The 23,953-nt window shown below is 60.9% G+C and carries 25 protein-coding genes and 2 tRNA genes; 9 read left to right on the top strand and 18 right to left on the bottom strand.

The features are described 5' to 3' along the window. The 3 genes from ACW5XD_RS09560 to ACW5XD_RS09550 form a co-directional block, all read right to left on the bottom strand. Nucleotides 1–139, bottom strand: a 139-nt coding sequence (locus ACW5XD_RS09560; protein ID WP_256702863.1) for a GTP-binding protein, incomplete at its 3' end; no start/stop codon positions are given. A 172-nt stretch (nucleotides 140–311) separates the two neighbouring features. After that, a tRNA-Gly gene (locus ACW5XD_RS09555) sits at nucleotides 312–386 on the bottom strand. A 38-nt stretch (nucleotides 387–424) separates the two neighbouring features. After that, nucleotides 425–509: transfer RNA gene (locus ACW5XD_RS09550), tRNA-Tyr, on the bottom strand. A gap of 261 nt (nucleotides 510–770) precedes the next feature. On the opposite strand from ACW5XD_RS09550, the gene coaA reads away from it, so the two are divergent. Next, the gene (gene coaA, locus ACW5XD_RS09545; protein ID WP_043142624.1) at nucleotides 771–1,709 is read left to right on the top strand and encodes a type I pantothenate kinase; all 939 of its coding nucleotides are present in this window, start codon (nucleotides 771–773) and stop codon (nucleotides 1,707–1,709) included. A 77-nt stretch (nucleotides 1,710–1,786) separates the two neighbouring features. Here the strand turns inward: coaA and birA are convergent, their stop codons facing one another. Further along, nucleotides 1,787–2,752, bottom strand: a complete 966-nt coding sequence (gene birA, locus ACW5XD_RS09540; RefSeq protein ID WP_456494695.1) for a bifunctional biotin--[acetyl-CoA-carboxylase] ligase/biotin operon repressor BirA — start codon at nucleotides 2,750–2,752, stop codon at nucleotides 1,787–1,789. Continuing rightward, nucleotides 2,749–3,786 (bottom strand): UDP-N-acetylmuramate dehydrogenase, encoded by a 1,038-nt coding sequence (murB, locus tag ACW5XD_RS09535; protein WP_456494694.1) that lies wholly within the window; start codon nucleotides 3,784–3,786, stop codon nucleotides 2,749–2,751. Before murB ends, birA begins: the two co-directional genes overlap by 4 nt. 127 nt (nucleotides 3,787–3,913) lie before the next feature. On the opposite strand from murB, the gene ACW5XD_RS09530 reads away from it, so the two are divergent. Further along, entirely contained in the window at nucleotides 3,914–4,567 is a 654-nt protein-coding gene (locus tag ACW5XD_RS09530; RefSeq protein WP_456494693.1) for a potassium channel family protein, read from the top strand. Next, entirely contained in the window at nucleotides 4,564–5,919 is a 1,356-nt protein-coding gene (locus ACW5XD_RS09525) for a TrkH family potassium uptake protein (RefSeq protein WP_456494692.1), read from the top strand. Before ACW5XD_RS09530 ends, ACW5XD_RS09525 begins: the two co-directional genes overlap by 4 nt. A gap of 73 nt (nucleotides 5,920–5,992) precedes the next feature. Here ACW5XD_RS09525 and ACW5XD_RS09520 read toward each other — a convergent pair whose 3' ends face one another. Then, on the bottom strand, nucleotides 5,993–7,963 hold the full coding sequence (locus tag ACW5XD_RS09520) for a DNA topoisomerase III (protein ID WP_456494691.1): 1,971 nt from the start codon (nucleotides 7,961–7,963) through the stop codon (nucleotides 5,993–5,995). A gap of 366 nt (nucleotides 7,964–8,329) precedes the next feature. Between ACW5XD_RS09520 and ACW5XD_RS09515 the strand changes: the two genes are divergently transcribed. Together ACW5XD_RS09515 and torA are read left to right on the top strand one after the other, a co-directional pair. Beyond that, nucleotides 8,330–9,460 (top strand): NapC/NirT family cytochrome c, encoded by a 1,131-nt coding sequence (locus ACW5XD_RS09515; RefSeq protein WP_456494690.1) that lies wholly within the window; start codon nucleotides 8,330–8,332, stop codon nucleotides 9,458–9,460. Nucleotides 9,461–9,483: 23 nt separating this feature from the next. Further along, entirely contained in the window at nucleotides 9,484–11,964 is a 2,481-nt protein-coding gene (gene torA / locus ACW5XD_RS09510; RefSeq protein ID WP_456494689.1) for a trimethylamine-N-oxide reductase TorA, read from the top strand. Between the two features lie 150 nt (nucleotides 11,965–12,114). Here torA and ACW5XD_RS09505 read toward each other — a convergent pair whose 3' ends face one another. The 4 genes from ACW5XD_RS09505 to ACW5XD_RS09490 form a co-directional block, all read right to left on the bottom strand. After that, nucleotides 12,115–12,576: a hypothetical protein gene (locus ACW5XD_RS09505; RefSeq protein ID WP_456494688.1), complete on the bottom strand. Its 462-nt coding sequence runs from the start codon at nucleotides 12,574–12,576 to the stop codon at nucleotides 12,115–12,117. Between the two features lie 128 nt (nucleotides 12,577–12,704). Continuing rightward, nucleotides 12,705–14,054 (bottom strand): sensor histidine kinase, encoded by a 1,350-nt coding sequence (locus tag ACW5XD_RS09500; protein WP_456494687.1) that lies wholly within the window; start codon nucleotides 14,052–14,054, stop codon nucleotides 12,705–12,707. 37 nt (nucleotides 14,055–14,091) lie between these two features. Next, nucleotides 14,092–14,748: a response regulator transcription factor gene (locus ACW5XD_RS09495; RefSeq protein WP_005318517.1), complete on the bottom strand. Its 657-nt coding sequence runs from the start codon at nucleotides 14,746–14,748 to the stop codon at nucleotides 14,092–14,094. An 84-nt stretch (nucleotides 14,749–14,832) separates the two neighbouring features. Continuing rightward, a complete protein-coding gene (locus ACW5XD_RS09490) occupies nucleotides 14,833–15,165 on the bottom strand; it encodes a PepSY domain-containing protein (protein ID WP_456494686.1) in 333 nt (110 codons plus the stop codon). Between the two features lie 63 nt (nucleotides 15,166–15,228). Between ACW5XD_RS09490 and ACW5XD_RS09485 the strand changes: the two genes are divergently transcribed. Continuing rightward, entirely contained in the window at nucleotides 15,229–15,477 is a 249-nt protein-coding gene (locus ACW5XD_RS09485) for a PepSY domain-containing protein (RefSeq protein WP_456494685.1), read from the top strand. Nucleotides 15,478–15,527: 50 nt separating this feature from the next. On the opposite strand, the gene ACW5XD_RS09480 is transcribed toward ACW5XD_RS09485, so the two are convergent. Together ACW5XD_RS09480 and msrP are read right to left on the bottom strand one after the other, a co-directional pair. Next, on the bottom strand, nucleotides 15,528–16,160 hold the full coding sequence (locus ACW5XD_RS09480) for a protein-methionine-sulfoxide reductase heme-binding subunit MsrQ (protein ID WP_456494684.1): 633 nt from the start codon (nucleotides 16,158–16,160) through the stop codon (nucleotides 15,528–15,530). Then, nucleotides 16,151–17,155 carry a protein-methionine-sulfoxide reductase catalytic subunit MsrP gene (gene msrP / locus ACW5XD_RS09475; protein ID WP_456494683.1) on the bottom strand — a complete coding sequence of 335 codons (1,005 nt, stop codon included), beginning with the start codon at nucleotides 17,153–17,155 and terminating at the stop codon, nucleotides 16,151–16,153. The genes ACW5XD_RS09480 and msrP overlap by 10 nt, the downstream gene beginning before the upstream one ends. A 372-nt stretch (nucleotides 17,156–17,527) precedes the next feature. Between msrP and ACW5XD_RS09470 the strand changes: the two genes are divergently transcribed. After that, entirely contained in the window at nucleotides 17,528–18,010 is a 483-nt protein-coding gene (locus tag ACW5XD_RS09470) for a DUF1097 domain-containing protein (protein WP_456494682.1), read from the top strand. A 55-nt stretch (nucleotides 18,011–18,065) separates the two neighbouring features. Here ACW5XD_RS09470 and ACW5XD_RS09465 read toward each other — a convergent pair whose 3' ends face one another. From ACW5XD_RS09465 to cydH, 4 genes are all read right to left on the bottom strand, one after another. Continuing rightward, the gene (locus ACW5XD_RS09465) at nucleotides 18,066–19,346 is read right to left on the bottom strand and encodes a sigma 54-interacting transcriptional regulator (protein ID WP_456494681.1); all 1,281 of its coding nucleotides are present in this window, start codon (nucleotides 19,344–19,346) and stop codon (nucleotides 18,066–18,068) included. Next, on the bottom strand, nucleotides 19,343–19,858 hold the full coding sequence (locus tag ACW5XD_RS09460; protein ID WP_456494680.1) for a hypothetical protein: 516 nt from the start codon (nucleotides 19,856–19,858) through the stop codon (nucleotides 19,343–19,345). The genes ACW5XD_RS09465 and ACW5XD_RS09460 overlap by 4 nt, the downstream gene beginning before the upstream one ends. A gap of 8 nt (nucleotides 19,859–19,866) precedes the next feature. Further along, on the bottom strand, nucleotides 19,867–21,267 hold the full coding sequence (locus ACW5XD_RS09455; RefSeq protein ID WP_456494679.1) for a sensor histidine kinase: 1,401 nt from the start codon (nucleotides 21,265–21,267) through the stop codon (nucleotides 19,867–19,869). A gap of 104 nt (nucleotides 21,268–21,371) precedes the next feature. Further along, nucleotides 21,372–21,464 carry a cytochrome bd-I oxidase subunit CydH gene (gene cydH / locus ACW5XD_RS09450; protein ID WP_017409791.1) on the bottom strand — a complete coding sequence of 31 codons (93 nt, stop codon included), beginning with the start codon at nucleotides 21,462–21,464 and terminating at the stop codon, nucleotides 21,372–21,374. Between the two features lie 131 nt (nucleotides 21,465–21,595). Here cydH and ACW5XD_RS09445 point away from each other — a divergent pair, with 131 nt between their 5' ends. Beyond that, nucleotides 21,596–22,111 carry a 2-amino-4-hydroxy-6-hydroxymethyldihydropteridine diphosphokinase gene (locus ACW5XD_RS09445; RefSeq protein WP_456494678.1) on the top strand — a complete coding sequence of 172 codons (516 nt, stop codon included), beginning with the start codon at nucleotides 21,596–21,598 and terminating at the stop codon, nucleotides 22,109–22,111. Between the two features lie 4 nt (nucleotides 22,112–22,115). Here ACW5XD_RS09445 and ACW5XD_RS09440 read toward each other — a convergent pair whose 3' ends face one another. Next, nucleotides 22,116–22,820, bottom strand: a complete 705-nt coding sequence (locus ACW5XD_RS09440; RefSeq protein ID WP_456494677.1) for an SDR family oxidoreductase — start codon at nucleotides 22,818–22,820, stop codon at nucleotides 22,116–22,118. A 133-nt stretch (nucleotides 22,821–22,953) separates the two neighbouring features. Between ACW5XD_RS09440 and ACW5XD_RS09435 the strand changes: the two genes are divergently transcribed. Then, entirely contained in the window at nucleotides 22,954–23,358 is a 405-nt protein-coding gene (locus ACW5XD_RS09435; RefSeq protein ID WP_456494676.1) for a CBS domain-containing protein, read from the top strand. Here ACW5XD_RS09435 and ACW5XD_RS09430 read toward each other — a convergent pair. Then, on the bottom strand, nucleotides 23,355–23,891 hold the full coding sequence (locus ACW5XD_RS09430) for a DUF2301 domain-containing membrane protein (protein ID WP_456494675.1): 537 nt from the start codon (nucleotides 23,889–23,891) through the stop codon (nucleotides 23,355–23,357). The genes ACW5XD_RS09435 and ACW5XD_RS09430 overlap by 4 nt on opposite strands. Between the last annotated feature and the right edge of the window lie 62 nt (nucleotides 23,892–23,953).

Here is a 23,953-nt window from a genome sequence, read left to right as displayed (position 1 = left end):
AGGCGAAAGCTTTACCACCGAAGTGCTTGGCCAGCACGTTGGTGATGGCGGCGGTCAGGGTGGTTTTACCGTGGTCAACGTGGCCGATGGTACCCACGTTAACGTGCGGTTTATTACGCTCAAATTTTTCTTTAGACATGATCGTCCCTCTAAACTAACGCTGAGTACGCGGTGGCAAGCTAACCACAGAACAGTTTATATGATGGATTTGAATCTGGTGGGGAAGAGAGAACGGTGCTGACAGCCAGGTTCGATTGCCGAACTCACCCGGAGGTGTGACTCTTGGTATCGTCTGAGCCATATCAGCATCTTGGAGCGGGCAGCGGGAATCGAACCCGCATCATCAGCTTGGAAGGCTGAGGTAATAGCCATTATACGATGCCCGCATTTCTCTAACCCAAAGAACTCAAACCGCAGAGAAATATGGTGGAGGGAGAAGGATTCGAACCTTCGAAGGCAGAGCCGTCAGATTTACAGTCTGATCCCTTTGGCCGCTCGGGAACCCCTCCGATGCATAAATGCCACAACGGTAATTCTGCTTGCACCCGTTGTTTTGTCGCTTTTGCCGGGCAAATAGGCGACAGACATCCAAGCGTCGCGCATTTTATTGTAAGGATTTTGGGGATGCAACCATTGCACCTTGCAAAATGTGCATTATTGCCGGGAAGTATGCAAAAAAGGACTCACTCTCTGCTCGAATCCGCCACGTCTCTTGTCGCTCCCCACCCCTTGGTGTATGGTCGCCCTGCCCAAGAAACAGTGATGACACCATGACGACAGAGCATAACCCCTATCTGCAATTCACCCGCGAACAATGGGCGTTATTGCGCGATGCTGTCCCCCTGACCCTGACCGAACACGATCTGCAGACCCTGCGCGGGATCAACGAGAAGGTGTCATTGCAGGAAGTAGAAGAGATCTATCTGCCCCTCTCCCGCCTGCTCAATCTCTACGTCAAGGCCAAGCAGCGCCGCAGCCGGGTGCTGGAACAGTTCCTCGGCCAGTCCCGCGGCAAGGGCACCTACATCATCAGCATTGCCGGCAGCGTAGCGGGGGGAAAGAGCACCACGGCCCGTATCATGCAGGCACTGCTGGAACGCTGGCCCGAACACCCAAGGGTGGAGCTGGTCACCACGGATGGCTTCCTCTATCCCAACCAAGTGCTGGAAGAGCGCGGCCTGATGCGTCGCAAGGGCTTTCCGGAATCCTACGACATCCGTCATCTGGTGGAGTTTGTCGCCAACATCCGGGCCGGCCACGAGAAGGTCGAGGCCCCCGTCTACTCCCACCTCATCTACGACATCATCCCCGATGAGAAGAAGGTGGTGGAACAGCCTGACATATTGATCCTGGAAGGGCTCAATGTGCTGCAAAGCGGCATGGATTACCCGCAGGAACCCCATCGGGTCTTCGTGTCGGATTTTGTCGACTTCTCCATTTATGTGGATGCCGAGGCCGAGTTGCTGCGTACCTGGTATGTCGAGCGCTTCCTCAAGTTCCGCAGCGGCGCCTTCTCGGATCCCGACTCCTACTTCCATCACTACGCCAAACTGGCGGAGAGTGAAGCCAGCAAGATTGCCAACACCATATGGCAAGACATCAACTATCTGAATCTGCAGGAAAACATCCTGCCGACCCGGGAACGGGCCAACCTGATCCTGACCAAGGGCCACGAGCACGCCATCGAGCAGATCAAGCTGCGCAAGTGATGACCGAGGCACACAGTATCTGAACGAAGAGGGGGCCCGCAGGCCCCCTCTTTCATTGTTGTCGCAGTGACAAGGACTCAGTCGCCCCGGCGCAGGGAGATTTCGCCCCCCAGATAGAATCTTGTCCCTTCACCTGTCTCCAGGCGCAGGGCGCCGCGATCGTCTATGCCGCGAGCCACGCCGCGGATCTCCTGCTCCCCCATCAGGAGCCGCACCGGCCGGCCAGCGAAGTGATCGAGCCGGTTCCAGTCGTCGACAAAGCTGGCCAGGCCGCTCTGCTCGAAGGTCAGCAGGGCTTGTTGCAGGTGCTCGAGCATGCGGGCGGCCAGCAGGTTGCGCTCCACCAGTTCCGGCTGTATGTGGCGCAGCTCGGACCAGGCCTGATCGATCCGTTCCCCCTCCCGGGCCGGCATCGCCAGATTGAGGCCTACCCCGATCACCAGGTTGCAGCTGGCACCGGCGCTACCGCTCATCTCCACCAGAATGCCCGCCAGCTTGCGGCCCTGATAATAGAGATCGTTCGGCCACTTCAACTCCACGCCCGGATAACCGAGCGACTCCAGCGCCTGCACCACGGCCACTCCGACCGCCAGACTCAGGCCCATGGCTGCCGCCATGCCCTGTTCGAGCCGCCAGTACATGCTGAGGATCAGCTGGCAGCCAAAGGGGGAGACCCAAAGCTTGCCACGGCGACCGCGCCCCGCTGTCTGGCACTCGGCCAGACAGCTCTCGCCGGACTGCAGCTGGTTGACCCGCTCCAGCAGGTACTGGTTGGTAGAATCGATCACCGGGAAGCAGTGCACCGGCGCCATGGGAGCCAGCGCCTGCAACTGCACCTGATCGTACAACGCCATGGGCACCGCCAGCCGATAGCCCTTGCCGGTCAGACTGAACAGATCCAGACCCAGCTCCTTGAGGGCGGCCATGTGCTTGCTCACGGCCGCACGACTGATGCCGAGTTGCTCGCCAAGCTGCTCGCCGGAGTGGAACTGACCATCGCTGAGCAGGGTGATCAGCGTCTGCCTGGTGGGAGTCAGCGTCATGCCAGTACCTCATCGAGCCAGGTCTCACCGGTCAGGCCCATGAAGCGCACCTCGTGCTCCAGCACCACTCCGAATTTCTGCTCCACGCTGTCGCGCACGTGGGCCGCCAGGGCGATGAGCTCCATGGCACTGGCCCCCCCCAGATTGACCAGCACCAGCGCCTGCTCCTGATGGACGGCGGCGCGGCCGATGGCAAAGCCCTTGAGGCCGCACTGATCGATCAGCCAGCCTGCAGCCAGCTTGGCCTGTCCTTCCCCGGCAGGATAGCAGGGCATCTGCGGATAGCGCTGTTTGAGCGACTCGGCCAGTGCAGCGGACACCACCGGATTTTTGAAGAAGCTGCCCGCGTTGCCGAGCACGGCGGGATCCGGCAGCTTGGCCTGGCGGGTGGCGCAGACGGTATCGAAGATCGCCTGTGCGGTGGGCGCGTCCCCGAGCGCCGCCAGCGGGCCGTAACCCAGCACCGGCGTCCAGGCTTTGGGCAGGCGCAGGCCAACGGCGGTGATAAAATGAGAATCCTGACAGGCGTGCTTGAAAATGCTGTCGCGGTAGCCGAAGTGACAATCGTCGGCAGTGATGCGTTCCAACTGGCCACTCTGCCAGTTGAACGCCTCGACATAGGCACAGAATCTGGCCAGCTCGACTCCGTAGGCGCCGATATTCTGCACAGGCGCAGCGCCGACCGTGCCCGGGATCAGGGCCAGGTTCTCCAGGCCGAACCAGCCCTGTTGCAAGGCGTGACACACCAGTTGATGCCACTCCTCCCCGGCCGCCACGTGCAGCAACCAGTGATCCCCTTCATCCTGCAGCTGGATGCCCTTCAAACGGTTGAGCACAACCAGACCGGCAAAATCATTGCAAAACAGCACATTGCTGCCGCCACCCAGCACCAGGCGCGGCAGATCGGTCAGTTCAGGGTTGGTCACGAGTTGCTGCAGGTCGTCGACCTGCTCCACCTCCGCCAGCCAGAGGCAATGGGCATCGAGGGCAAGGGTGTTGAGCGTCAACAAGGAGGCGTGAGGGGTGAGTTTCATCTGCGTGTCCCGACAATGGCAAGCGGGCAGTCTACCTTATATTGCCGCCGGACGAAAAATGCGACCCTCTTTTCGGACTCGATCCGCTGGAGTAGAGTATGCGGCTCCGACTGTTGAGGAAGTACTCATGAACAACCAATTTGCCGTCATCGGCCTGGGACTGTTTGGCAGCGCCCTGTGCGAAGAGCTGCAACGGCAGGATGCCGAGGTGCTGGCGATTGATATCGACGAGAGCAAGACTCGCCAGATCGCCACCCTCTGCAACCATGTCATCGTCGCCGATGCGACCGATGAGGCCACGGTGGCCGAACTGGGGCTGGCCAATTTCGACATCGTCTTCGTCGCCATAGGCGACAACCTCGAGACCAGCATACTCACCACGCTGGTGCTGAAAGAAGCCGGGGTAAAAAAGGTCTGGGTCAAGGCGCGCGACAAGTTCCACGCCAAGATCCTGCAAAAGGTCGGTGCAGACAAGGTGATCAACCCCGAGTGGGACATGGGCCGTCGGGTCGCCCAGAGCATGCTGGACAACCGGCTGTTCGACTATCTGGAGCTGGGTCACGACATGGTGTTGACCGAGTTCGTCATAGGTCTGCCGCAAAATGGCCGCACCCTGGCCGAGCTGCACCTGCTGCAACAGACAGATCTGCAACTGCTGGCCATCAAGCGTGGCCAGGTGCTGCACAACGTGCTGACCGGCAAGATGGAGTTGCAACTGGGTGACATCCTGATCCTGGCGGGCAACAAGCACGCCATCGACCACTGGCTGGAAACCTTATGACACGCTGGCGTAGCAGCTACGCCTTCGCCCTGCACCGGGACGATGAGTCCCGCTGGAGCGAGGCAAAGCTGATCCTGGGCAGTTTCCTGATCATATTACTGGTCGGTACCCTGTTTCTGGTGCAACCCTCCAGCCACAATGGCGAGGTCACCTTCGTCAACGCTTTGTTCACCGCCACCTCGGCCATCAGCGTAACCGGCCTTGGGGTGGTGGATACCGGCACCGCCTTCACCCTGCAGGGGCAAATCTTCCTGCTGATGCTGATGGAGATTGGTGGCCTGGGCCAGATGACCATGACGCTGCTGCTGATCGCCATGTTCAGCAAACGAGTCGGTCTGCGCCAGCAGGTGCTGGCCAAGGAGGCACTGGGCCAGGAGGGCTCGGTCAACATCATCCAACTGGTGAAACGCATCGTGCTGTTCGCCTTTATCGCCCAGCTGATTGGCACCGGCCTGATGGCCATACGCTGGGTGCCCGAGATGGGTTGGGAGCGCGGCCTCTATGTCAGCTTCTTCCACGCGGTATCGGCCTTCAACAACGCCGGTTTCTCGCTGTTCGCGAACAATCTCATGGACTACCGAGACGACCCCATCATCAGCCTGACCATAGCGGCGTTGATCATCCTGGGGGGGATTGGCTTCACCGTCATCGTCGATCTGGTGCGCAACCGCCGCTGGCGCAAGCTGAAGTTGCACAGCAAGCTGATGCTGATCATGACGCCGACCCTGCTGCTGCTGGGCACCCTGATGTTCTGGCTACTGGAGCACAACAACCCGGGCACCCTCGGCAAGGCCTCCCTCGGCGGCCAATGGCTGGCAGCCTTCTTCCAGTCCACCAGTACGCGGACTGCGGGTTTCAACTCCATCGACGTGGGTCAGATGGTACCGGCTTCCTTGCTGTTCATGATGATGCTGATGTTTATCGGCGCTGGTGCCACCTCTACTGGTGGCGGTATCAAGGTGACCACCTTTGCGGTTGTGCTGCTGGCGACCAGGGCATTCCTGACCAAGCGACCCCACGTCACCGCCTTTGGCCGGACCCTGTCGCCCCAGATAGTGACCCGCTCGCTGGCCATCATCATCGTCAGCACCATGGTGCTGATGCTGGCCATGTTTCTGCTTATGCTCACGGAGCAGCAATCCTTCGACAAGATCATGTTCGAGACCATATCGGCGTTTGCCACTGTGGGATTATCCACCGGCATCACCGCCGGTCTGAGCGAGCCGGGCAAGCTCATTCTGGTGCTGGTGATGATCTGCGGTCGTCTCGGCCCGCTGACCCTGGCTTTCATGCTGGCACGCCCGAGCGAGACCCGTATCAAGTACCCGGAAGAGGGGGTCTATACGGGTTGAGCCCGCATCAGCAAGAGAAAGGGGCCATCATGGCCCCTTTCTCTTGCTCGGTATAGACACCCTGCTCAACCGCTCAGGCCACCTTGGCTTTGGCTGGCCGCTTGCCCGCACTCTTGCGAGCTGTACCCACCGTCCCCGCGCTGCTCTTGCGGCGGGTGAAGCGCTGCTTGCTGGCCCCCGGCGCTGCCTTGGGCAAAGCGCTGAAACTGGCGCCAGAGTCCTGCCTGGCACCCTCTATCAAGGCGTTCAACTGATCCGTCAGCGGCCCCATAAATTGCTGGTAGCTGGCGTGCCGTTCGGCAATCTGGCCCAGGCTCTGCTCCCACAGGGCCGTCATGTCCGGAGTGGTAGCTGTGGCAGGCAGCGCCAGGATCAACGCCCGTCCGGTGGGTGTGCCCTTGATGCTCTTGCCCTGGCGCACCAGAAAACGGCGCTTGAACAGCAGATCGATGATCCCCGCCCGGGTCGCCTCGGTGCCGAGGCCGTCGGTCTCACGCAGTGTCTTGCGGATCTCGGGATCCTGCACGTAGCGGGCTATGCCAGTCATGGCGGCCAGCAGGGTGGCATCGGTGAACGACTTGGGCGCCTGGGTCATCTTCTCCAGCAGCTCGCCGCGCTCGCACAGCAGTTGCTCCCCCTCTTTCAGGGCGGGCAGGGTACCGGCTTTCTCTTCGTCGTCATCCTCTTCCACCCCCAGCAGGGCCTTCCAGCCGGCCTTGAGGATCCGCCGCGCCTTGGCCTGGAACAGACCGCCCGCGATACGCAGCAGCACCTTGCTGTCGTTGTACTCGAACGGTGGATAGAACTGCAGCAGGTATTGGCGCGCCACCAGACCGTAGATTTTGGCCTCATCGCCGCTGAGGCTGGTCTCGTTGCCGCTCTTTTCGGTGGGGATGATGGCGTGGTGGGCATCCACCTTGCTGTCGTTCCACGCCTTGCTGCGGATCTTGCCGTCCGCCTCGCTCACCGCTCTGGCGAGCGCCGGCGCGGTCGCGGCGATGGCATCCCGTACCTGGCCAGCGCGGTTAAAGTGATCGCTCGGCAGGTGACGGCTGTCGGATCTGGGATAAGTGATGAGCTTGTGGCGCTCGTAAAGCCCCTGGCAGACATCCAACACCCGCTTGGCATCCATGCCAAAACGCTTGGCGGCATCGATCTGCAGGCTGGAGAGGTTGTAGGGCAGCGGCGCCGTCTGCTTGCGGGCCTGCTCCTCGACCTCTTCCACCGATGCAGGTTGGCCATTGATTCGACTGACCACTTTCTCCGCCAGCGCCCGGTTGAGCACCCTCCCCTCCTCATCCTGCCAGGGCAGGCAGGCCTCGGAAGGCAGCCACTTGGCACTGAAGCGCTCGTTACCTTCAGTCACCACATGGGCCAGCACCTCGTAAAAGGGCTTGGGCACGAAAGCTTCTATCTCCAGATCCCGCCGCACCACCAGCCCCAGCAGCGGAGTTTGCACCCGGCCGACCGACAGCAGATCGCTGCAGCCGCCCTTGCGACCGAGCAGGGTGTAGGCGCGGGTCATGTTGATGCCATAGAGCCAGTCGGCGCGGCTGCGGGCCAGCGCCGACACCGCCAGCGGCACGAACTCCTTGTTGTCTCTGAGCTTGTCGAGGGCACGGCGCACCGCCGGCGGGTTGAGGTCGCTGATGAGGCAGCGCTGTACTGGCCTGGTCTTGGGGTAGCCGAGAAAATCGATCACCTCGTCCACCAGCAGTTGCCCTTCCCTGTCAGGGTCACCCGCATTCACCACGCAGTCGGCCTGCTTGATCAGCCGCTTGATGACGGTGAGCTGGGTTTTGGTCTTGGGCTTGGCCACCAGTTGCCACTGGGCGGGGATGATGGGCAGTTGCTCCATCCGCCACTGCTTGAAGGCGGCGTCGTAGGCATCGGGCTCGGCCTGCTCCAGCAGATGACCGATGCACCAGGTCACCACGTCCCCCTGGGCAGTCTCGATGAAGCCCTCCCCCTTCTTGTGGGGCTTGGGCAACACATCGGCAATGGCGCGGCCCAGACTGGGCTTCTCGGCGATAAAGAGTCGCATGGCAAACACACCTGGATACTGTATATGCGAACAGTATATACCGAGCCTTTTGCAAAGCCCAAGCCCGGCCACCCGCAGATTCGGTGATCACGGGCACGCTGTCGATCAGCGGTACGACTCGGGAGCAAGGATGCTACTACCCTTCAGGATGCTCATGCGGGTCATCTAATGAAAACTGATCCGAACGAGTGAGAATGAGATGAGAAAAGGCATGACATTAAATTAAATTCAAAAAAAAAGATAAAACAAAAATAATATCTTAATTAAAAGTAATTTTTCGAAATAAAAATCATGATGAAGGTCAAGCTGCTACCTCCCTCTGACTACTACTATATTGGTAATATTTGATCGTAGGAAAACGCCGCCATGCTTGGAAAATTATTGAGAAAGACCTGGTTCTGGCTCCTGCTGCTCGGGGCCCTGCTGGGTGTCGCGGCACTGGGTGTCACAGTGACAGTGATGCATAAAACCAGCTCTACCGAGTTCTGCGTCTCCTGTCACTCCATGCAGACCCCACTCGCCGAGTATCAGGGCAGCGTTCACTTCCAGAACGTGAAAGGCATCCGGGCCGAGTGTGCAGACTGCCACATCCCCAATGAACCCAGCGCCTATCTGTGGACCAAGATCCGCGCCGTGAAGGATATCTATCACGAGGCGATCGGCACCCTCGACACCCCGGAAAAATACGAATCGCATAAGCTGCGGATGGCCCAATCCGTCTGGGACGAGCTCAAGGCCAACGACTCGGCTACCTGCCGCAGCTGCCACAGCTATACGGCGATGGACATTCTGGCCCAGCGTCCCAATGCCCGTGCCGAACACCCGGTCGCTATCAAGGAGGGCCAGACCTGTATCGACTGCCACCGCGGTGTCGCCCACATCATGCCTGACATGAGCGGCCTGGCTGCTGCCGGCGCGAGCGAGCTGGCGCAGGCTGCGGCCCAGACCCCGGCCAACGTCACCACCCGCTACGCCATCGCCACCACCCCGCTGTTCCTCGATGCCGCCGCCAAGACGGACGAAGGCACCCTGATGCCCTCCACCAAGGTGGAAGTACTGGCCAACGAGAATGGTCGCGCCCAGGTGCAGATCGAAGGCTGGCAACAGGACGGGGTGAGCGAAGTGTTCTATGCCGCGCCGGGCAAACGGATCCTCAGCGTACTGGTCGGCGATGCAGCCAAGAAGGCGCTGGTCACTGGCCAGAGCGAAACCGACAACGCCACCAACCTCACTTGGCATCAGGTCAAGCTGACCGCCTGGGTAGACCAGACCCAGCTCATCGGCGATCAGGGCAAGCTGTGGCAATACGCCTCCACCCTGATGTCCAACAACTGTACCGGCTGCCACGGCCTCACCGCGCTGGATCACTTCAATGCCAACCAGTGGATCGGTGTCATCAAGGGGATGGAATCTCGTACCTCCCTGACCCCGGAACAGGCTCGCATGCTGACCCAGTATGTCCAGAAGCATGCCAGTGACATGAACGCGGCACACTAAGGCTGGAACAGAGGAAAACCGTTATGACTTTTTTCAACGACAAGAAGACCAATCTGTCCCGCCGCAATCTGCTCAAGGGACTCGGCGCCTGCGCGGCCCTGCCCCTGCTCGGCGGCATTTTCCCCAAAAGTGCGCTGGCACAGGCCATCAGCACCGCATTGAGCCAGTTCCCGACTCTGGTCCCGGCCCAGAAAGGCATTCTGACCGGCGCCCACTGGGGTGCCTTCGAGGCGATCGTCGAGGATGGTCGCATGGTGCGCGTCCAGCCGGTGGCCGATGATCCGGCGCCGAACGATCTCATCGACATGGCCCCCTATCAGGTGCACGCCAAGAACCGCATCAAGTACCCCATGGTGCGCAAGAGCTGGCTGGAACACGGCCCGGGCGCCAAACCCGAGCTGCGCGGCGCCGACGAATGGGTGCGGGTGAGCTGGGACAAGGCGATCGAACTGGTGGCCGGCGAGATAGGCCGGGTGCAGAGCGACTTTGGCCCGCAGGCGATTCATGCCGGTTCCTATGGCTGGAAAAGCGTCGGCATGTTCCACAACAGCCGCACCCTGCTGCACCGCCTGATGAACCTCTCCGGCGGCTTCACCGGCTATGCCGGTGACTACTCTACCGGCGCAGCCCAGGTGATCATGTCCCACGTGATGGGCTCCATCGAGGTGTATGAGCAGCAGACCGCCTGGCCCAACGTGGTCGAGCACGCCGAACTGGTGGTGCTGTGGGGGGTCAACGCCCAGGTCACCCTGAAGAACAGCTGGAACATGCCAGACCACGAGGGTCAGGCCGGCTTCCAGGCACTGAAGGAGAAGGGCACCCGCATCATCAGCATCGACCCCGTTTACAACGAGACCGCCAAGCTGGCCGGGGCCGAGTGGATTGCCCCGAACGCCTATACCGACGTGGCCATGATGCTGGGGGTAGCTCACACCCTGTATACCGAGCAGAAGCACGACCAGGCCTTCCTTGATCGCTACACCGTCGGCTTCGACAAGTTCCTCGCCTACCTGCTGGGCAAGGATGACGGTCAGCCGAAGAGCGCCGAGTGGGCGAGCAGCGTCTGCGGCGTCGATGCCAAGGTGATTCGCCAGCTGGCCCTCGACATGGCGGCCAAGCGCACCATGATCATGGCCGGTTGGGGCATGCAACGTCAGCAGCATGGCGAACAGCCGAACTGGATGCTGGTGACCCTGGCTTCCATGTTGGGCCAGATCGGCCTGCCGGGCGGCGGCTACGGCTTCAGCTATCACTACTCCTCCGGCGGCAGTCCCACCGCCAAGGGGGGGATTCTGGCGGGTATCTCCGCCGGCAACGCACCGAAGAGCAGTCCGGCACCGATCCCGGTGGCACGCATCGCCGACTGTCTCGCCAACCCGGGCAAGACCATCGACTTCAATGGTCGCAAGGTGACCTATCCGGACATCAAGCTGGTCTACGTGGCGGGCGGCAACCCCTTCCACCACCATCAGGACACCAACAATCTGCTGCAGGCGTGGCGCAAGCCGCAGACCGTGATCGTCCACGAGCCTTACTGGACCGCCACCGCCAAGCACGCCGATATCGTGCTGCCGGCCACCACCAGCTACGAGCGCAACGATCTGGAGATGGGCGGCGACTACTCCCAGCGCTATGTGTTCCCGATGCACCAGTGCGTGCCGCCCCAGCACGAGTCACGCAACGACTTCGATATTTTCAGTGCCATCGCCGCCAAGCTGGGCGTGCAGGATCAGTACACCGAAGGGAAGGACGAGATGTTGTGGCTCAAACAGATGTACGACGGCATGGCGGCGCAGGCCCGCGGTGCCCGCGTGGCGCTGCCGCCGTTCAACATGTTCTGGGAGTCCAACAACTACATCCGCTTCCCGATCCCCGAGGCAAACCGCCAGTGGATCCGTCACGCCGATTTTCGCGAGAACCCGCTGCTCAACCCGCTCGGTACCCCGTCCGGCAAGATCGAGATCTTCTCCAACACGGTGGCAGGGATGGGCTATGCCGACTGCGCCGGCCATCCCAAGTGGTATGAGCCCAAGGAGTGGGTCAAGAGTGAAGGAGCGGCACGTTATCCGCTGTCGCTCAACACCTCGCACCCGACCCAGCGGCTGCACTCCCAGCTCGACAACACCCCGCTGCGGGACAAGTTCGCCATCGCCGATCGCGAGGCGATCATGATCCATCCTGTGGATGCCAAGGCGCGCGGCATCGCGCAGGGAGATTTGGTTCGCGCCTTCAACGAGCGCGGCCAGATTTTGGTGGGGGCGCTGCTCTCCGAGGATGTACGTCAGGGAGTGGTGCGGATCTGCGAAGGGGCCTGGTTCGACCCTGCCAAGCCGGGCGAAGCAGGCAGCATTTGCAAGAACGGCAACGTCAACTGCCTCACCTTCGACGAAGGCACCTCCAGCCTGGCACAGGGCAACTGCGGCCACATGGCCCAACTGCAGATCGAGAAGTACACAGGCCCCGCGCTGGCCAACACCGCCCACGCGGTACCGACCAACGGCTGAATCAGTCTCGACCAACAAAAACGGCGCCATCAGGCGCCGTTTTTTATTGCTGTCCATTTGCTGTGGCAGTGGTGACTCAGAAATCCCCTTCCTGCATGTACTCTTCCGCACACGCCACCCGCTCAGCGGCCGGAGCATGGACAAAGTGACTCAGAAGTCACCTTCTTGCATGTACTCTTCCGCACATTCCACCAGCTGGGGCCAAAGCTCTTCCGGCACCCAGGCATCCGGATCATCTTCATCACCGTCATATTGGGTCCAGAAATAGCGGCGCAGGCCGGCGGCGAAGTCGTCGCTGACCTCGGCCAGCTCGGAGAGCGGCCCCAGCCAGGCAATGCGGCGCAGGCCGGAAGCGAGATCGTTGAGCGCATCCACCAGACCGCGATCGTCTCTGATCTGCTCTACCAGCAAGGTGAAGCGCTCGCGGGCGCTGGCGATTTCGTCTTCGTCCAGCTCACCCACATCGGCCAGCAGATCGATGAAATCTTCCAGCAGAAATTCGATCAGGCTCTCTCTGTCCTCGAACCACTGGAGCTGAGCCCCCTTGACCCCCAACACAGAGGAATCGAACGAGTCATCAAGATGACATAGTGCCCATGGATCGTCTGTCATTGCTACCCTTCCTCAGGCTTGAACAAGTGTGTCTTATTTTATGCTTGGCCTGCTCCCCTTGCCACCTTGAGCGGTGACAGGGAACGGACCGTCCCACTTCCATCCGCCTCATGACAAGGCTTGAATACCTAGCTCTCTACCCTGGCCACCTTGGGCAATGACAGAGACGCCGCCAGACCGCCCAATTCCGCCCGGCCCATGATGAGATTGCCTCTGTAAGCCTCGGCCAGATCGGAAACTATGTTGAGGCCGAGCCCAGAACCCGGCACCTTCTCGTCGAGGCGTACCCCACGCAGCACCGCCTTGGCGATCTGATCCTCGCTCATACCGGGGCCGTCATCCTCGATGCGCAGGGTGATCCAGCCCCCCAGCTCGGCACTGGAGATGCGCAGCTGACCGGCCGACCACTTGAAAGCATTTTCCAGCAGATTTCCCACCATCTCGTCGAAGTCCTGTTCCTCCACCCCGACCGCCAGATTGGCGGGCACCTGCAGATCCACCTCCTTGCCCGGATAGAGGCGGGAGAAGGCGCGGCAGATGTACTCCACCCGCGCCCGCACCGGGGTCGAGACCCCGAGGATCTTGGCTGCCCCCGTCACCCGTGCCTTGCCGAGGTGATAGTCGATGTGGCGCTGGATCTGGTCGAGCTGCTCGCCGATGGCGGCCTGATCCTCGGCTGACAACTGGGCCACCTGATTGCGCATGATACTGAGCGGCGTCTTGAGGGCGTGGGCCAGATTACCAGTGTGGGAGCGGGCCCGTTGCAACAGCTCGCTGTAATGGTGCAGCAGGCGGTTGATGTCCTCCACCAGCGGCTGGATCTCCAGCGGATAACGCAGCCGGAACCCCTCCTGATGACCCTGATGCACCCGTCCCAGTTCACGGCGCAACAAATGCAGCGGGCGCAGACCATAGACGATCTGGAACATGAAGCCCAGCACCAGGCCAGTTGCGGCAAAGCCGAGACCGAGGAACAGGCTGAGCCGGGTCTTCTTCAGGGTCTGGGTCAGGGCACTGCTGTCCTTGGCCATCACCAGAGTAAACACCCGATCCGAACCAGGCAGCAGCACGGCACGAGTCATGATTAACAGGGGCTCCTTGTTGGGCCCCTTGCCAACGAACAGGTCGGGATCGCCAAACGCCGACTTCAGGCCGTGGACGCTGAGGTGCACATCCCACAGGGAGCGGGAACGGTTGACCACGGCATCCCCCAGCTCCAGCTGCCAGTAGTAGCCGGAATAGGGTTGGCGAAAGCGAGGGTCGGCCATGGGCTCGGTGACGATGGGCAGACCGTCTGGCTGGATCTCAAGCCGGGAGAGCAAATCATAGAGCTGCAGTCGCAGGCCATCGGCCTCGGCCTCCTGCCAGTAGTTGCGCATCATGGTCTGCAGGCTGAAACCGGTGGCGAACAGAAACAGGCCGCACCAGACCAGGGCTATGACCACCAACCGCCCCCGCAGGGTCCGTACCAGCCTCATTCAGTGCGCCCTGGCAACAGTTGCATCAAGGCCTGTCTCATTCGTTGATCCGGTATCCGAGGCCCCGTACAGTCTCAATCAGATCGGCGTGGGTCTTCTTGCGGATCCGGCCGATGAACACTTCGACGGTATTGGAGTCGCGATCAAAGTCCTGGGCATAGATGTGGTCGATAAGTTCGCTGCGCGATACCACCTTGCCCCTGTGCTGCATCAGGTAACCCAGCACCCGGAACTCGTGGGCGGTGAGCTTGATGGGTGTGCCTTCGTACCACACTTGGGAGGCCGCCATGTCGAGCCGCACTCCGCCTATCTCCAGGATCGAGCTGGCATTGCCCGCCGCCCGGCGAACCAGCGCCTGCACCCGCGCCACCAGCTCGGCCACCTGAAACGGTTTGGTGAGGTAGTCGTCGGCCCCGGCATTGAGCCCTTCAATCTTCTCGTGCAGCTGGCCACGGGCGGTCAGCACCAGCACCGGGGTATCTATCCCCTTGCTGCGCCACTCTTTCAGCACGCTCAGGCCATCGCGACCGGGCAGGCCGAGATCCAGAATGATGGCGTCATAGGGCTCGGTCTCGCCGAGAAAACCGGCCTCGTTGCCATCGTGGCAGAGATCGGTCACGAAGCCTGACAAGCGCAGCTGTTCTGCCAGCTGGCCCGCCAGAGTCTTCTCATCTTCAACTATCAGAATGCGCATAAATGGGTATCCAAAGCAGGGTTACACTTGCGTCAGCGGAGAGGGTGGGTCGAGTAGCAATGGCTGCCCGGGCGCCCAGCGGGGTCACTCTTCTTCCTGCGGAGGGCGAGGCTCGAACAACCGCTCCAGATGATGACCCTTGAGCCACACCATTTCCAGATTGTCGGCACGATAGCCCACCTTGATGACACTGTTCTCGCTGTCAATAAGCTTGAGCTCATACAACCAGACGCCATCTTCTTCCCCCAGATCGACGCGCAGCACGCGCACCGGCAGGCGGGAGGCCACCTCCATCACCTCATGAAAGGGCCTGATCCGACCCTCGCTGACCGCCTGTTGCAGCAAGGCCTCGTTCGGCGTGGTCGCCTGCACCATCACGGGCAACAGCAACCCAAGCAGAGACAGGGCTCTATTCATGGATGATTCATCTCCAAAAACCTAACATAATGCCGTTTATAGTCTGCCAGCCATGAATCCGGAATGAATATGATCCCACGCAGTCTCCTGCTGATCTTTTGCCTCTTTTCCACCCTTGGCTGGGCGGCCCAGGCACGTCTCGACATGCCGGCGCTGGTCAAGTTGCTGTTGGCCCAAGGGTATCACGACATTCGGGAAGTGCAGCTGGAAGGGGATAAATTCGAGGTAGAAACCCTGGATGCCCAAGCGCAGCGAGTACAGCTGCTGGTCGATGCCTATACGGGCGACATCACCAAAAAAGAGGCCGACTAGGCCTCTTTTGCTATGCGGTACGCTGCGCGACTGGATAAGCGAGCGATGAGTCACGCCTCTTTCAGTTTCTGGTGCAGACGCTGCCGCCAAGGGCGAAGGAACTTGTCCCGTCGTGGCCACAGCAAGGCACAAGCCAGCAGCAAATAGATGAGCGGCTCCTGCCAGCCACTCTTCACCGACCACCAGTAGTGCACAGGCACCAGCAGGGCGACGGCATAGATCCAGTTGTGCAGCTTCTGCCAGGCCGGCCCCATGACCCGCAGCAGAGCCGGGATCGAGGTCAGGCTCAGCGCCACCAGCAGCAAGAGCGCCAGCGCCCCCACCACTATGTAGCTGCGCTTCACCAGCTCGCCGCCAATCAAGCCCCAGTCGAACTGCAGATCCAGCCCCAGCCAGACCATAAAGTGCAACCCGGCCCAAGCCGCGCACCAGAGCCCGAGGGGACGGCGCAGCTTGATGAGCTGCCCCTGACGCCAGCGTTTGGCCAGCGGTGACACCAGCAGGGTGAGCAGCAGCAGGTGCAACGCTCCCTTGCCGAGATAGTGGGTCAGCCCCTGTACCGGATCCCCTCCCAGCAATCCGGCTGGCAGGGCGTATGCCAGCCAGAGCAGAAAGCCGAGGGAGCCCAGATGCACCATGGCCCGCAAGCCCTTGATATGTGTCGACGTCAATCTCAATACCATTTTCTCAGATCCATCCCCTGATAGAGTGAAGCCACCTCGTCGGCGTAACCATTGAACATCAGGGTCGGCTGACGCTTGGCGCCAAAGATGCCCCCCTCGCCGATGAAGCGTTCGCTGGCCTGGCTCCAGCGCGGGTGATCCACCTGTGGATTGACGTTGGCGTAGAAGCCATATTCGTTCGATGCCAGCAGATTCCAGGTAGTCGGTGGCATCTCTTCCACCAGCCGGATGGAAACTATGCTCTTGATGCTCTTGAAGCCGTACTTCCAGGGCACCACCAGCCGGATGGGGGCCCCGTTCTGGGCGGGCAGCGTCTTGCCGTAGAGGCCCATCGCCAGGAAGGAGAGCGAGTTCATCGCCTCGTCGATGCGCAACCCCTCCACGTAGGGATAATCGATGCCGCCACCGAGGGAGCGGGACGCCTGTCCCGGCAGCTGTTCGGGGTCATAGAGGGTTTCGAAGGCCACGAACTTGGCGCGACTGTTGGGCTCGGCACGGCGAATGAGTTCCGCCAGCGAGATACCGCTCCAGGGCAACACCATGGACCACGCTTCCACACAGCGCAGCCGGTAGATCCGCTCCTCGAGCGTGTTCTTGTTGATGAGATCCCACACATCCAGGGTGAAGGGTTTGGCCACCTCCCCCTCCACCCGCAACTGCCAGGGCTCGGGTTTAAGGGTGTGACCGTTGCGAGCCGGATCCCCCTTGTCGGTGCCCAGCTCATAGAAGTTGTTGTGGGTGGTGGCCTTCTCCTCCGGGGTGATAATCACTCCTTCTGGGCGAGCGGCGGCACGGATGTTGAGTGGCCTGGTTGCGGCGGCAGGAGTCGGCTTGTCGGCGGAGAAGAGATCAAGCACACCCGCCTGAGTGGGAAACGCCAGGGTGGCAGCCCCCAGCCCGAGTCCCTTCAGGATGAGACGACGATCCTGATAGACAGCCTCCGGGGTGACATCCTGTTCGGCGGGATGATGGGAAGAGTGGTACTTGATCAACATGGAAAAACTCCCGGGGCTATGAGGGTGACAACCATAAGACCCGCCCCGGCCAAGTTTTATTTCACACCAATTTACATGAGCTGGTGCAGGGGCAGGGCCTTGGCCATGGTACCGACCAGGAACAGGACTACGAATACCAGCAGAGGAACGATCACATTTGGCACCATCAGACTCACTCCATGAGCAGGACAGGGCCTCTAACTATGGCGCAGGGTCAAAAGCACCACCAATGAATTTTTTTCGCGAGCGCAAGCGTATTCCTGAGTTGAAATGAGTGATGAAGATCACACACAATTCCGCCCCTGCTTGCCGCCCCTCCTGCGAGGGGTAGGCTCCCCCCTTTTCCAGATGTCACTACTGAAGAGTCACACCATGAGCCCATTGATCGCCATCGCCATCACGACCGGGATCCTCTCCGCCTTCTGGGGCTGGGTCGCCGTCGCCCTCGGCCTCATCTCCTGGGTCGGCTTCCTCGGCTGTACCAGCTACTTCGCCTCCAGTGGTGGCTACAAGGCACTGCTGCAGACCATGCTGTGCAATGTCAGCGGCATGTTGTGGGCCCTGCTGCTGATCCATGGGGATGCCTGGTGGGGGGCCGGTGTGGCGGGCTACATGATGACGGGAGTGGTCGCAACCCTGATGTGCGTGCAGGCCAAACAGCAGTGGCTCGGTTACATTCCCGGCACCTTCGCCGGTTGCTGCGCCACCTTCGGGGCGGCGGGAGAGTGGCGACTGATACTGCCTTCTCTGGTGATTGGCGCGCTGTTTGGTTATCTGATGAAGGCGAGCGGCCTCTGGCTCTCCCAGAAAACCCAGAAAGCCCAAGCCGCCACCGCCGTGGTCGATCCGGCCTGAGTGGCGTTCACTGGCGGATAATCCTTCGCCGGAACCCAGATCTATACACTCCGACTCATCCCTTCGACTTGAAGTTTGCTGCCTCTATACCGTGCCGATTCAATAACTTGTAAAAGTCGGTACGATTTCTGCCCGCCATGTTGGCCGCCAGTGTTACGTTGCCCTCAGTGGTGCGCAGCAGGCGGATCAGATACTCCTTCTCGAACTCGGCCCGCGCCTCGTTGAACGAGGGGATGCCACCGCTGCCACCGCTCAGGGCGGACTCCACCATGGCGGCACCGATCACCGGGCTGCAGCAGAGGCTGGCCAACTGTTCCACTACGCTGTAAAGCTGGCGCACGTTGCCGGGCCAACCCGCGGCCGCCAGCAAGGCCAGAGCCTCCGGCGAGAAGCCAAGGGCGGCGCAGTCGCCGTGCCGGCTGCGGTATTCGTCCAGTGCCTGTCTGGCCAGCAGCGGGATGTCTTCGCTGCGGGCGCTAAGGGGGGGCAATGTGATGTTCGCCACGTTGAGGCGATAGAAAAGATCCTCCCGAAAGCGTCCCTCCTCCATCGCCGCCACCAGATCCTGGTGGCTGGAGCTGATGACCCTCACCTCCGGGGTCCCCTGCCCATACTCCTGTAGCACCTGCAGCAGCTTGGCCTGCAAGGACTCCGACAGATCCCCGATTTCATCGAGAAACAGGGTCGCCCCCTTGGCCTGCTCGAACAGACCGGATTGACCGTCCTCGCCGAACAACTGCAGGTCCAGTGCCGGCCACGGCAGGGCCGCACAGTTGATGGCGTGCAGCGGCTTGTCACGACGACTGCTGGCCTGATGCAGCGCCTGGGTCATCACCCCCTTGCCGGAACCGGACGGACCCATGATCAGCACAGGCACTTCCATGCCGGCGATGCTGTTGGCCTGGATCAGCAACTGCTCCATCTGCGGGTTGCGAGTCAGGATCAGAGATTGCCACTCCTGTTGCTGCTTTGGGCGCGTCAGGCTCAGCGCATGTTCTATGGTGGCGAACAGCTCATCCTTGTCGATGGGCTTGGTAAGAAAACTGAACACCCCGGAACGGGTGGCCTGAATGGCGTCCGGTATGGTGCCGTGAGCAGTCATGATGATGACCGGCAGCCCCAGCCACTGGGACTGGATACGCTCGAATAGCGCCAGCCCGTCCATGCCGGTCATGCGCAGATCACTCAGCACCAGGTCGGCTCGTTGCTGACGCAGCCGGTCCAACGCCCCTTCGGCGCTATCGGCGGTATCCACCTCGTAGCCCTGGCTGCGCAGGCGCATGCTCATCAGTTTGAGCAGGCTGACATCGTCATCGACCAGCAGGATGCGACTCATTTCAGCGCCTCGCCATTGCCGTTCAACTTGCGCTGATTGAGCTGTTCATCGATGGCGGAGAGCTGCTCTATCTGGCGGCGCAAACGCTGCACCTCCTGGCTCTGATCGTCCCGTCGGCTGTCGCGCAACAACAACTCCTCGCCGAGGGCGATCCAGCTGCGCAGGAAGGCCTGGGCATCCAATCCCAGCTCGGGCAGCAGGCTCTTGAGTTTGTCCAGCCCGGCCCGGCGATTTGCCACCGATTCAGACGGGTGGGTGTTGACCATGGCCAAACTGACCCGGCTCTCGATGTCGGTCGCCCCCTTGAGGCGCTGACGCTCCTGCACCCGCTGCTGGGCGTGGCTGGCGAGCAACCAGTCCGAGTACTGCAGGCGCACCTGCATCTCCTTGTTGGCAAACTCCATCCGCTTGGCGAGGGCGTGATCTGACGACGCCACCGGTTCACGCACTGGCAACAGAGAACAGCCTGTGAGCAGGCCCATCATCAATACCGGAACAACACATAGTTTCATCTTAAGCTTCACTTCAACGTCAACCGGAAACAGACATCAGCCTGTTCATCTTCAACCAATACCAACTCGCCGCCAAGACTCATCGCCGACTCGCGAGCGATGGAGAGCCCCATACCGGAGCCCTTCAACAAACCTTGCCGCACTATGCTGCCCTGCTCGAACGGCTCGAAGATCCGTTCTCGCTCGGCCACCGGAATGGCGGGCCCTTCATTGGCCACCTCCAACCAGCCGCCATTGGCATCCTGCCCGGCGCGGACCCAGATCTGCCCCCCCTTGGCGCCATAACTGACCGCATTGGAAAACAGATTATCTAGGATTAGCCGTAAACGATACGGCTCAGCCTGCAGCCTGATTGGATCGGTCGGCAAGTGTACACTGATTTGTTTGGATTCCAGCGCCAGCCGGTACTCGGCAGATAATTCTGACAACAGGGGCGCCAGCGCCACCGGGGTCAAGCTGAACACCTCCTGCTGGCTGAGGCGGTTGAAATCGAGCAGGCGTTCGATCAGAGTCTGCAACCTGCGACTGTTCTCCTCCAGCATCTGGCAGATCTCCTGCTGATCCGGGGTCAGCGGCCCTACAAGCTGCTCTGAAAGCAGGTCTGCCCCCTCCCGCAGCACCGCCAGCGGGGTTTTCAACTCGTGGGAGACATGACGCAGGAACTGATATTTCTGCTGCTCCAGCTCCTTCAACTTGTCGTGCAACCAGCCGATCCGCTCCCCCAACAACACCAGTTCGGCTGGCCCGTCCACCGGGCGTTTGTCCGGCTCCACACCAGCACCCAGGCTCAAGATCCGCGACTCAATCTGACGTACAGGGTGAATGATCAGATAGGTGAACAGCAATACCATCAGCAGGCTGAGCACGGCCACGAAACCGCTGACCCACCAGATCTCCGTCATCAGATCGGCGATGGTGGCCCGCACCCGGCTCACGTGCTCGTCAACCTGGCTGCGGGTAATTATCTCAAGCTGCTGATTCACATGATTGAATTCATCAAATTTCGGACTGGTCGACTCAGCTTTGGCACGAGTCAGATCCTGCAGGCTGTCGAGCCAGGTCAGCGCCTGCTCGAGACCCGTGTAAGCCTCGGCATCCGGGATCGAGATCTGATGGTCGGCGAGCAGGCTGCGATAGCTCGCCAGCTGCTGCTGGTAGCTGGCCAGAATGCGTTCGTCCCCCAGCACGGCATAACGACGAAGAGTTCGTTCCAGATCGATGGCCTGGGTAGTCAGCAGCGTCGCTCGTCGGGTATCGCGCACCGCCCGTTCCAGCTCATCGCTGGTCAGTTGACTGAGGTGTTCAAGGGCCTGGCTGTCGTGCCAGATCATGCCGCCCAGCGGCATCAATACCAGGACAAAGCCCATCAATACCACTTGCAACAGGGAGCGTGGACGTACCTTGGTCATCTTGAGCTGTCTCGATTCATCACGGGTGGGTCAGCATATCTGCACTCCCCAAAAAAACAAAACCGGCCAGGAGGCCGGTTCATGCTGCAAATCAGGGATGAGGTTCACGCCAGACCGACGGATGCCACACAGATAATCAAGATCATCGCCAACGCGCCGGATGCGGTCAACAGTGCCCACTTCAGTTCCACACTCATGCAAACCTCCTTTCTTGCCAAGATGATAGAGTCTGATCACAACAGATTAGTTGATGCTAATGCATAGTTACCCTGATAACCGTGAGCTGTGTATACAATTTCAGATGAGCCCTATCCAAGGACTGGTGAACATGTTCTATCTGTGTAGCATTGGATCAAATCTTGACCCCCATCATCACGTCAGCCAGGCAGTTAGCGAGTTGCTCTCCCACTTCGGCCACCTGCAGCTGAGCTCGGTGATCCAGACCAAGCCGGTCGGGATACACTCCAGCCACGATTTCCTCAACTGCCTGTTCGTCGCCGAGAGCATGCTGGCGCCACAGCAGCTCAAAGCATATTTCATCGATATGGAACTGGCCCACGGCCGGGATCGCAGCAATCCACATTGCAAGGTACTCGACCGTCCGCTGGACATCGACATCCTGGCCAGCTGTCCGACGAATCACTTCGCCGCCATCCCGGTCGATGCCTATCTCAATGAACTGCTGGCCGAACTTTATGGAGAAGGGGAGGTGCATGACCACAAGGTGACGCTGCCGCTGCACACCCGGCTGATGACGGGCAAGGTGATCGAGGAACAGCAGGTGGGGCTGGCCCCCATCGCCCTGCACCGGGACATGACGGCGGCCACCACCACCTTGCGTTAAGGACCTAGATGACGGCCAGGCTGCGGCCGCCATCAACCCGGATGCTGGCTCCGGTCATGTAGTCGTTCTTCACCAGCAGTTGCACCGCCTGCCAGATAGGCTCCAGCCCCCCTTCCCTCGCCAGTGGCGTTTTCGCCAGCACCTGCTGGCGCCACGCGTCGTCATGCTCGTCGAGAAACAGTATGGGGCCCGGCTCTATGGTGTTGACCCGGATAGCGGGTGCCAGTTCACGGGCAAAACTCATGGCAAGGGAGTGAGCCCCCGCCTTGGTGGCCACATAGCTGGCAAACTGGGGGGCCGGGGCGTGAATGTAGATGTCGGTGATGTGGATGATACTGGCGTTGGGATTACCTGCCAGCTGGGGTGCCAACGCCCGGTTGAGCTGGAAGGGTGCCGCCATGTGCACGCGATAAAACTGCTCGAACTGGGCCAGTTGCACCGCCGGATCCGCCGCCTGGGGCTCGAAGGCCGAGGCGTTGTGGATCACCAGCGCCAGATCCTGATGGGCGGCCAGTTTCTCGATCAGTCTGCCGACCTCCTCTTCACGAGCGAAATCCGCCTGCACCAACTCGACCCCGAGCGCCGCCAGTCTGGCCAGCTCGGGCCGCTCGCTGCGATAACTGCCCGTCACCTGCCAGCCCGCAGCCACCAGCTGCTCGCACAGATAGAAGCCGAGCCGGCGGCCACACCCTGTCACCAATGCACGCATAACCTCTCCTTTTGTCATTGCTTGCCGACCCGTGGCAGGGCCGTGCCTATCAATCTCCACGGCACAAGCCATTGGCCCCGTCCGCCGTCCAGCGGACATAGTGACACCACTTTCCCCCTTTGGAGCCACTTACATGCTGCAAATCCGCGATCACATGAGCCGCCTGACCCACTCCCTCACCCCGCAACTCGCTTTGGCCGAGGCGCTGGACAAACTGCACCACTCAGGGCTGAGCGGCCTGCCGGTGCTGGACGAGCAGAAGCGGCTGATCGGTTTTCTCTCCGAGCAGGATTGCATACCCAGCCTGCTCACCGGCAGCTATCACTGTGACACCCGTACCCGGGTGGAAGATCTGATGAGCCACACGCCGCTCTCGGTCGCCCCGGACGACAGCATTCTGGACCTGGCGCGCCAGATGAGCGAGGCCAAGCCCAAGATCTATCCGGTACTGCAAGGGGACAAGGTGATCGGCATCATCAGCCGCCATCAGGTGATGCAGGCTCTCAACCGACAGATGAAGGGCTGCCAGCAGACCTAGCGCTGGTAGCGCTCCTTGTCACCGATATCAAAGTGCAGGGGCATCCGCCACTTGGCCAGGCTGAGCAGGCAGAGCAGCAGGCCGCACGCGAGGGCAACCGGTGCGGCGGCCCAGCCTAGCCGGGCCCACTCCAGCCCCCATAACAGCGGCAGCAACAGGGGCACCGCCTTGATGCCAGGAATGGCGAAACAGAACTGCTCCTTGAACGCCAGACCGGAAAGCGTGGCCAGCGCAGCCCCCAGCACCAGCACGTCCGGCGCCCCGCTGGCGCTCAGCATCAGGCCACCCCAGGCCGTCACCTGCAAGATGAAGCGAATACGCTTGTCATAGATATGCAAACAGAGCCCGCACACCCCGCTCGCCACCACCATGCCCACCAGCCAGATTGCCGGCGGTAAAAAATCCTGCCCAATCAGCAGGCTGGCCCCTCGACATAGAAGCAATAAAGCTGCCAGACTCAGGCCAAGGCGATAGAGGCAGACGGATAACCTGTCGATACCGTCCAGTTCACTTTCGATTTCAGGATTTGCCATCCGGGGTCGTCTCTGTTGAATATCCGGGCCAATATACTTGAATTATGCCCGTGGGCGGTTCC

Source organism: Aeromonas enterica (assembly GCF_054052465.1).
This window is presented reverse-complemented; position numbering and strand designations above follow the sequence as displayed.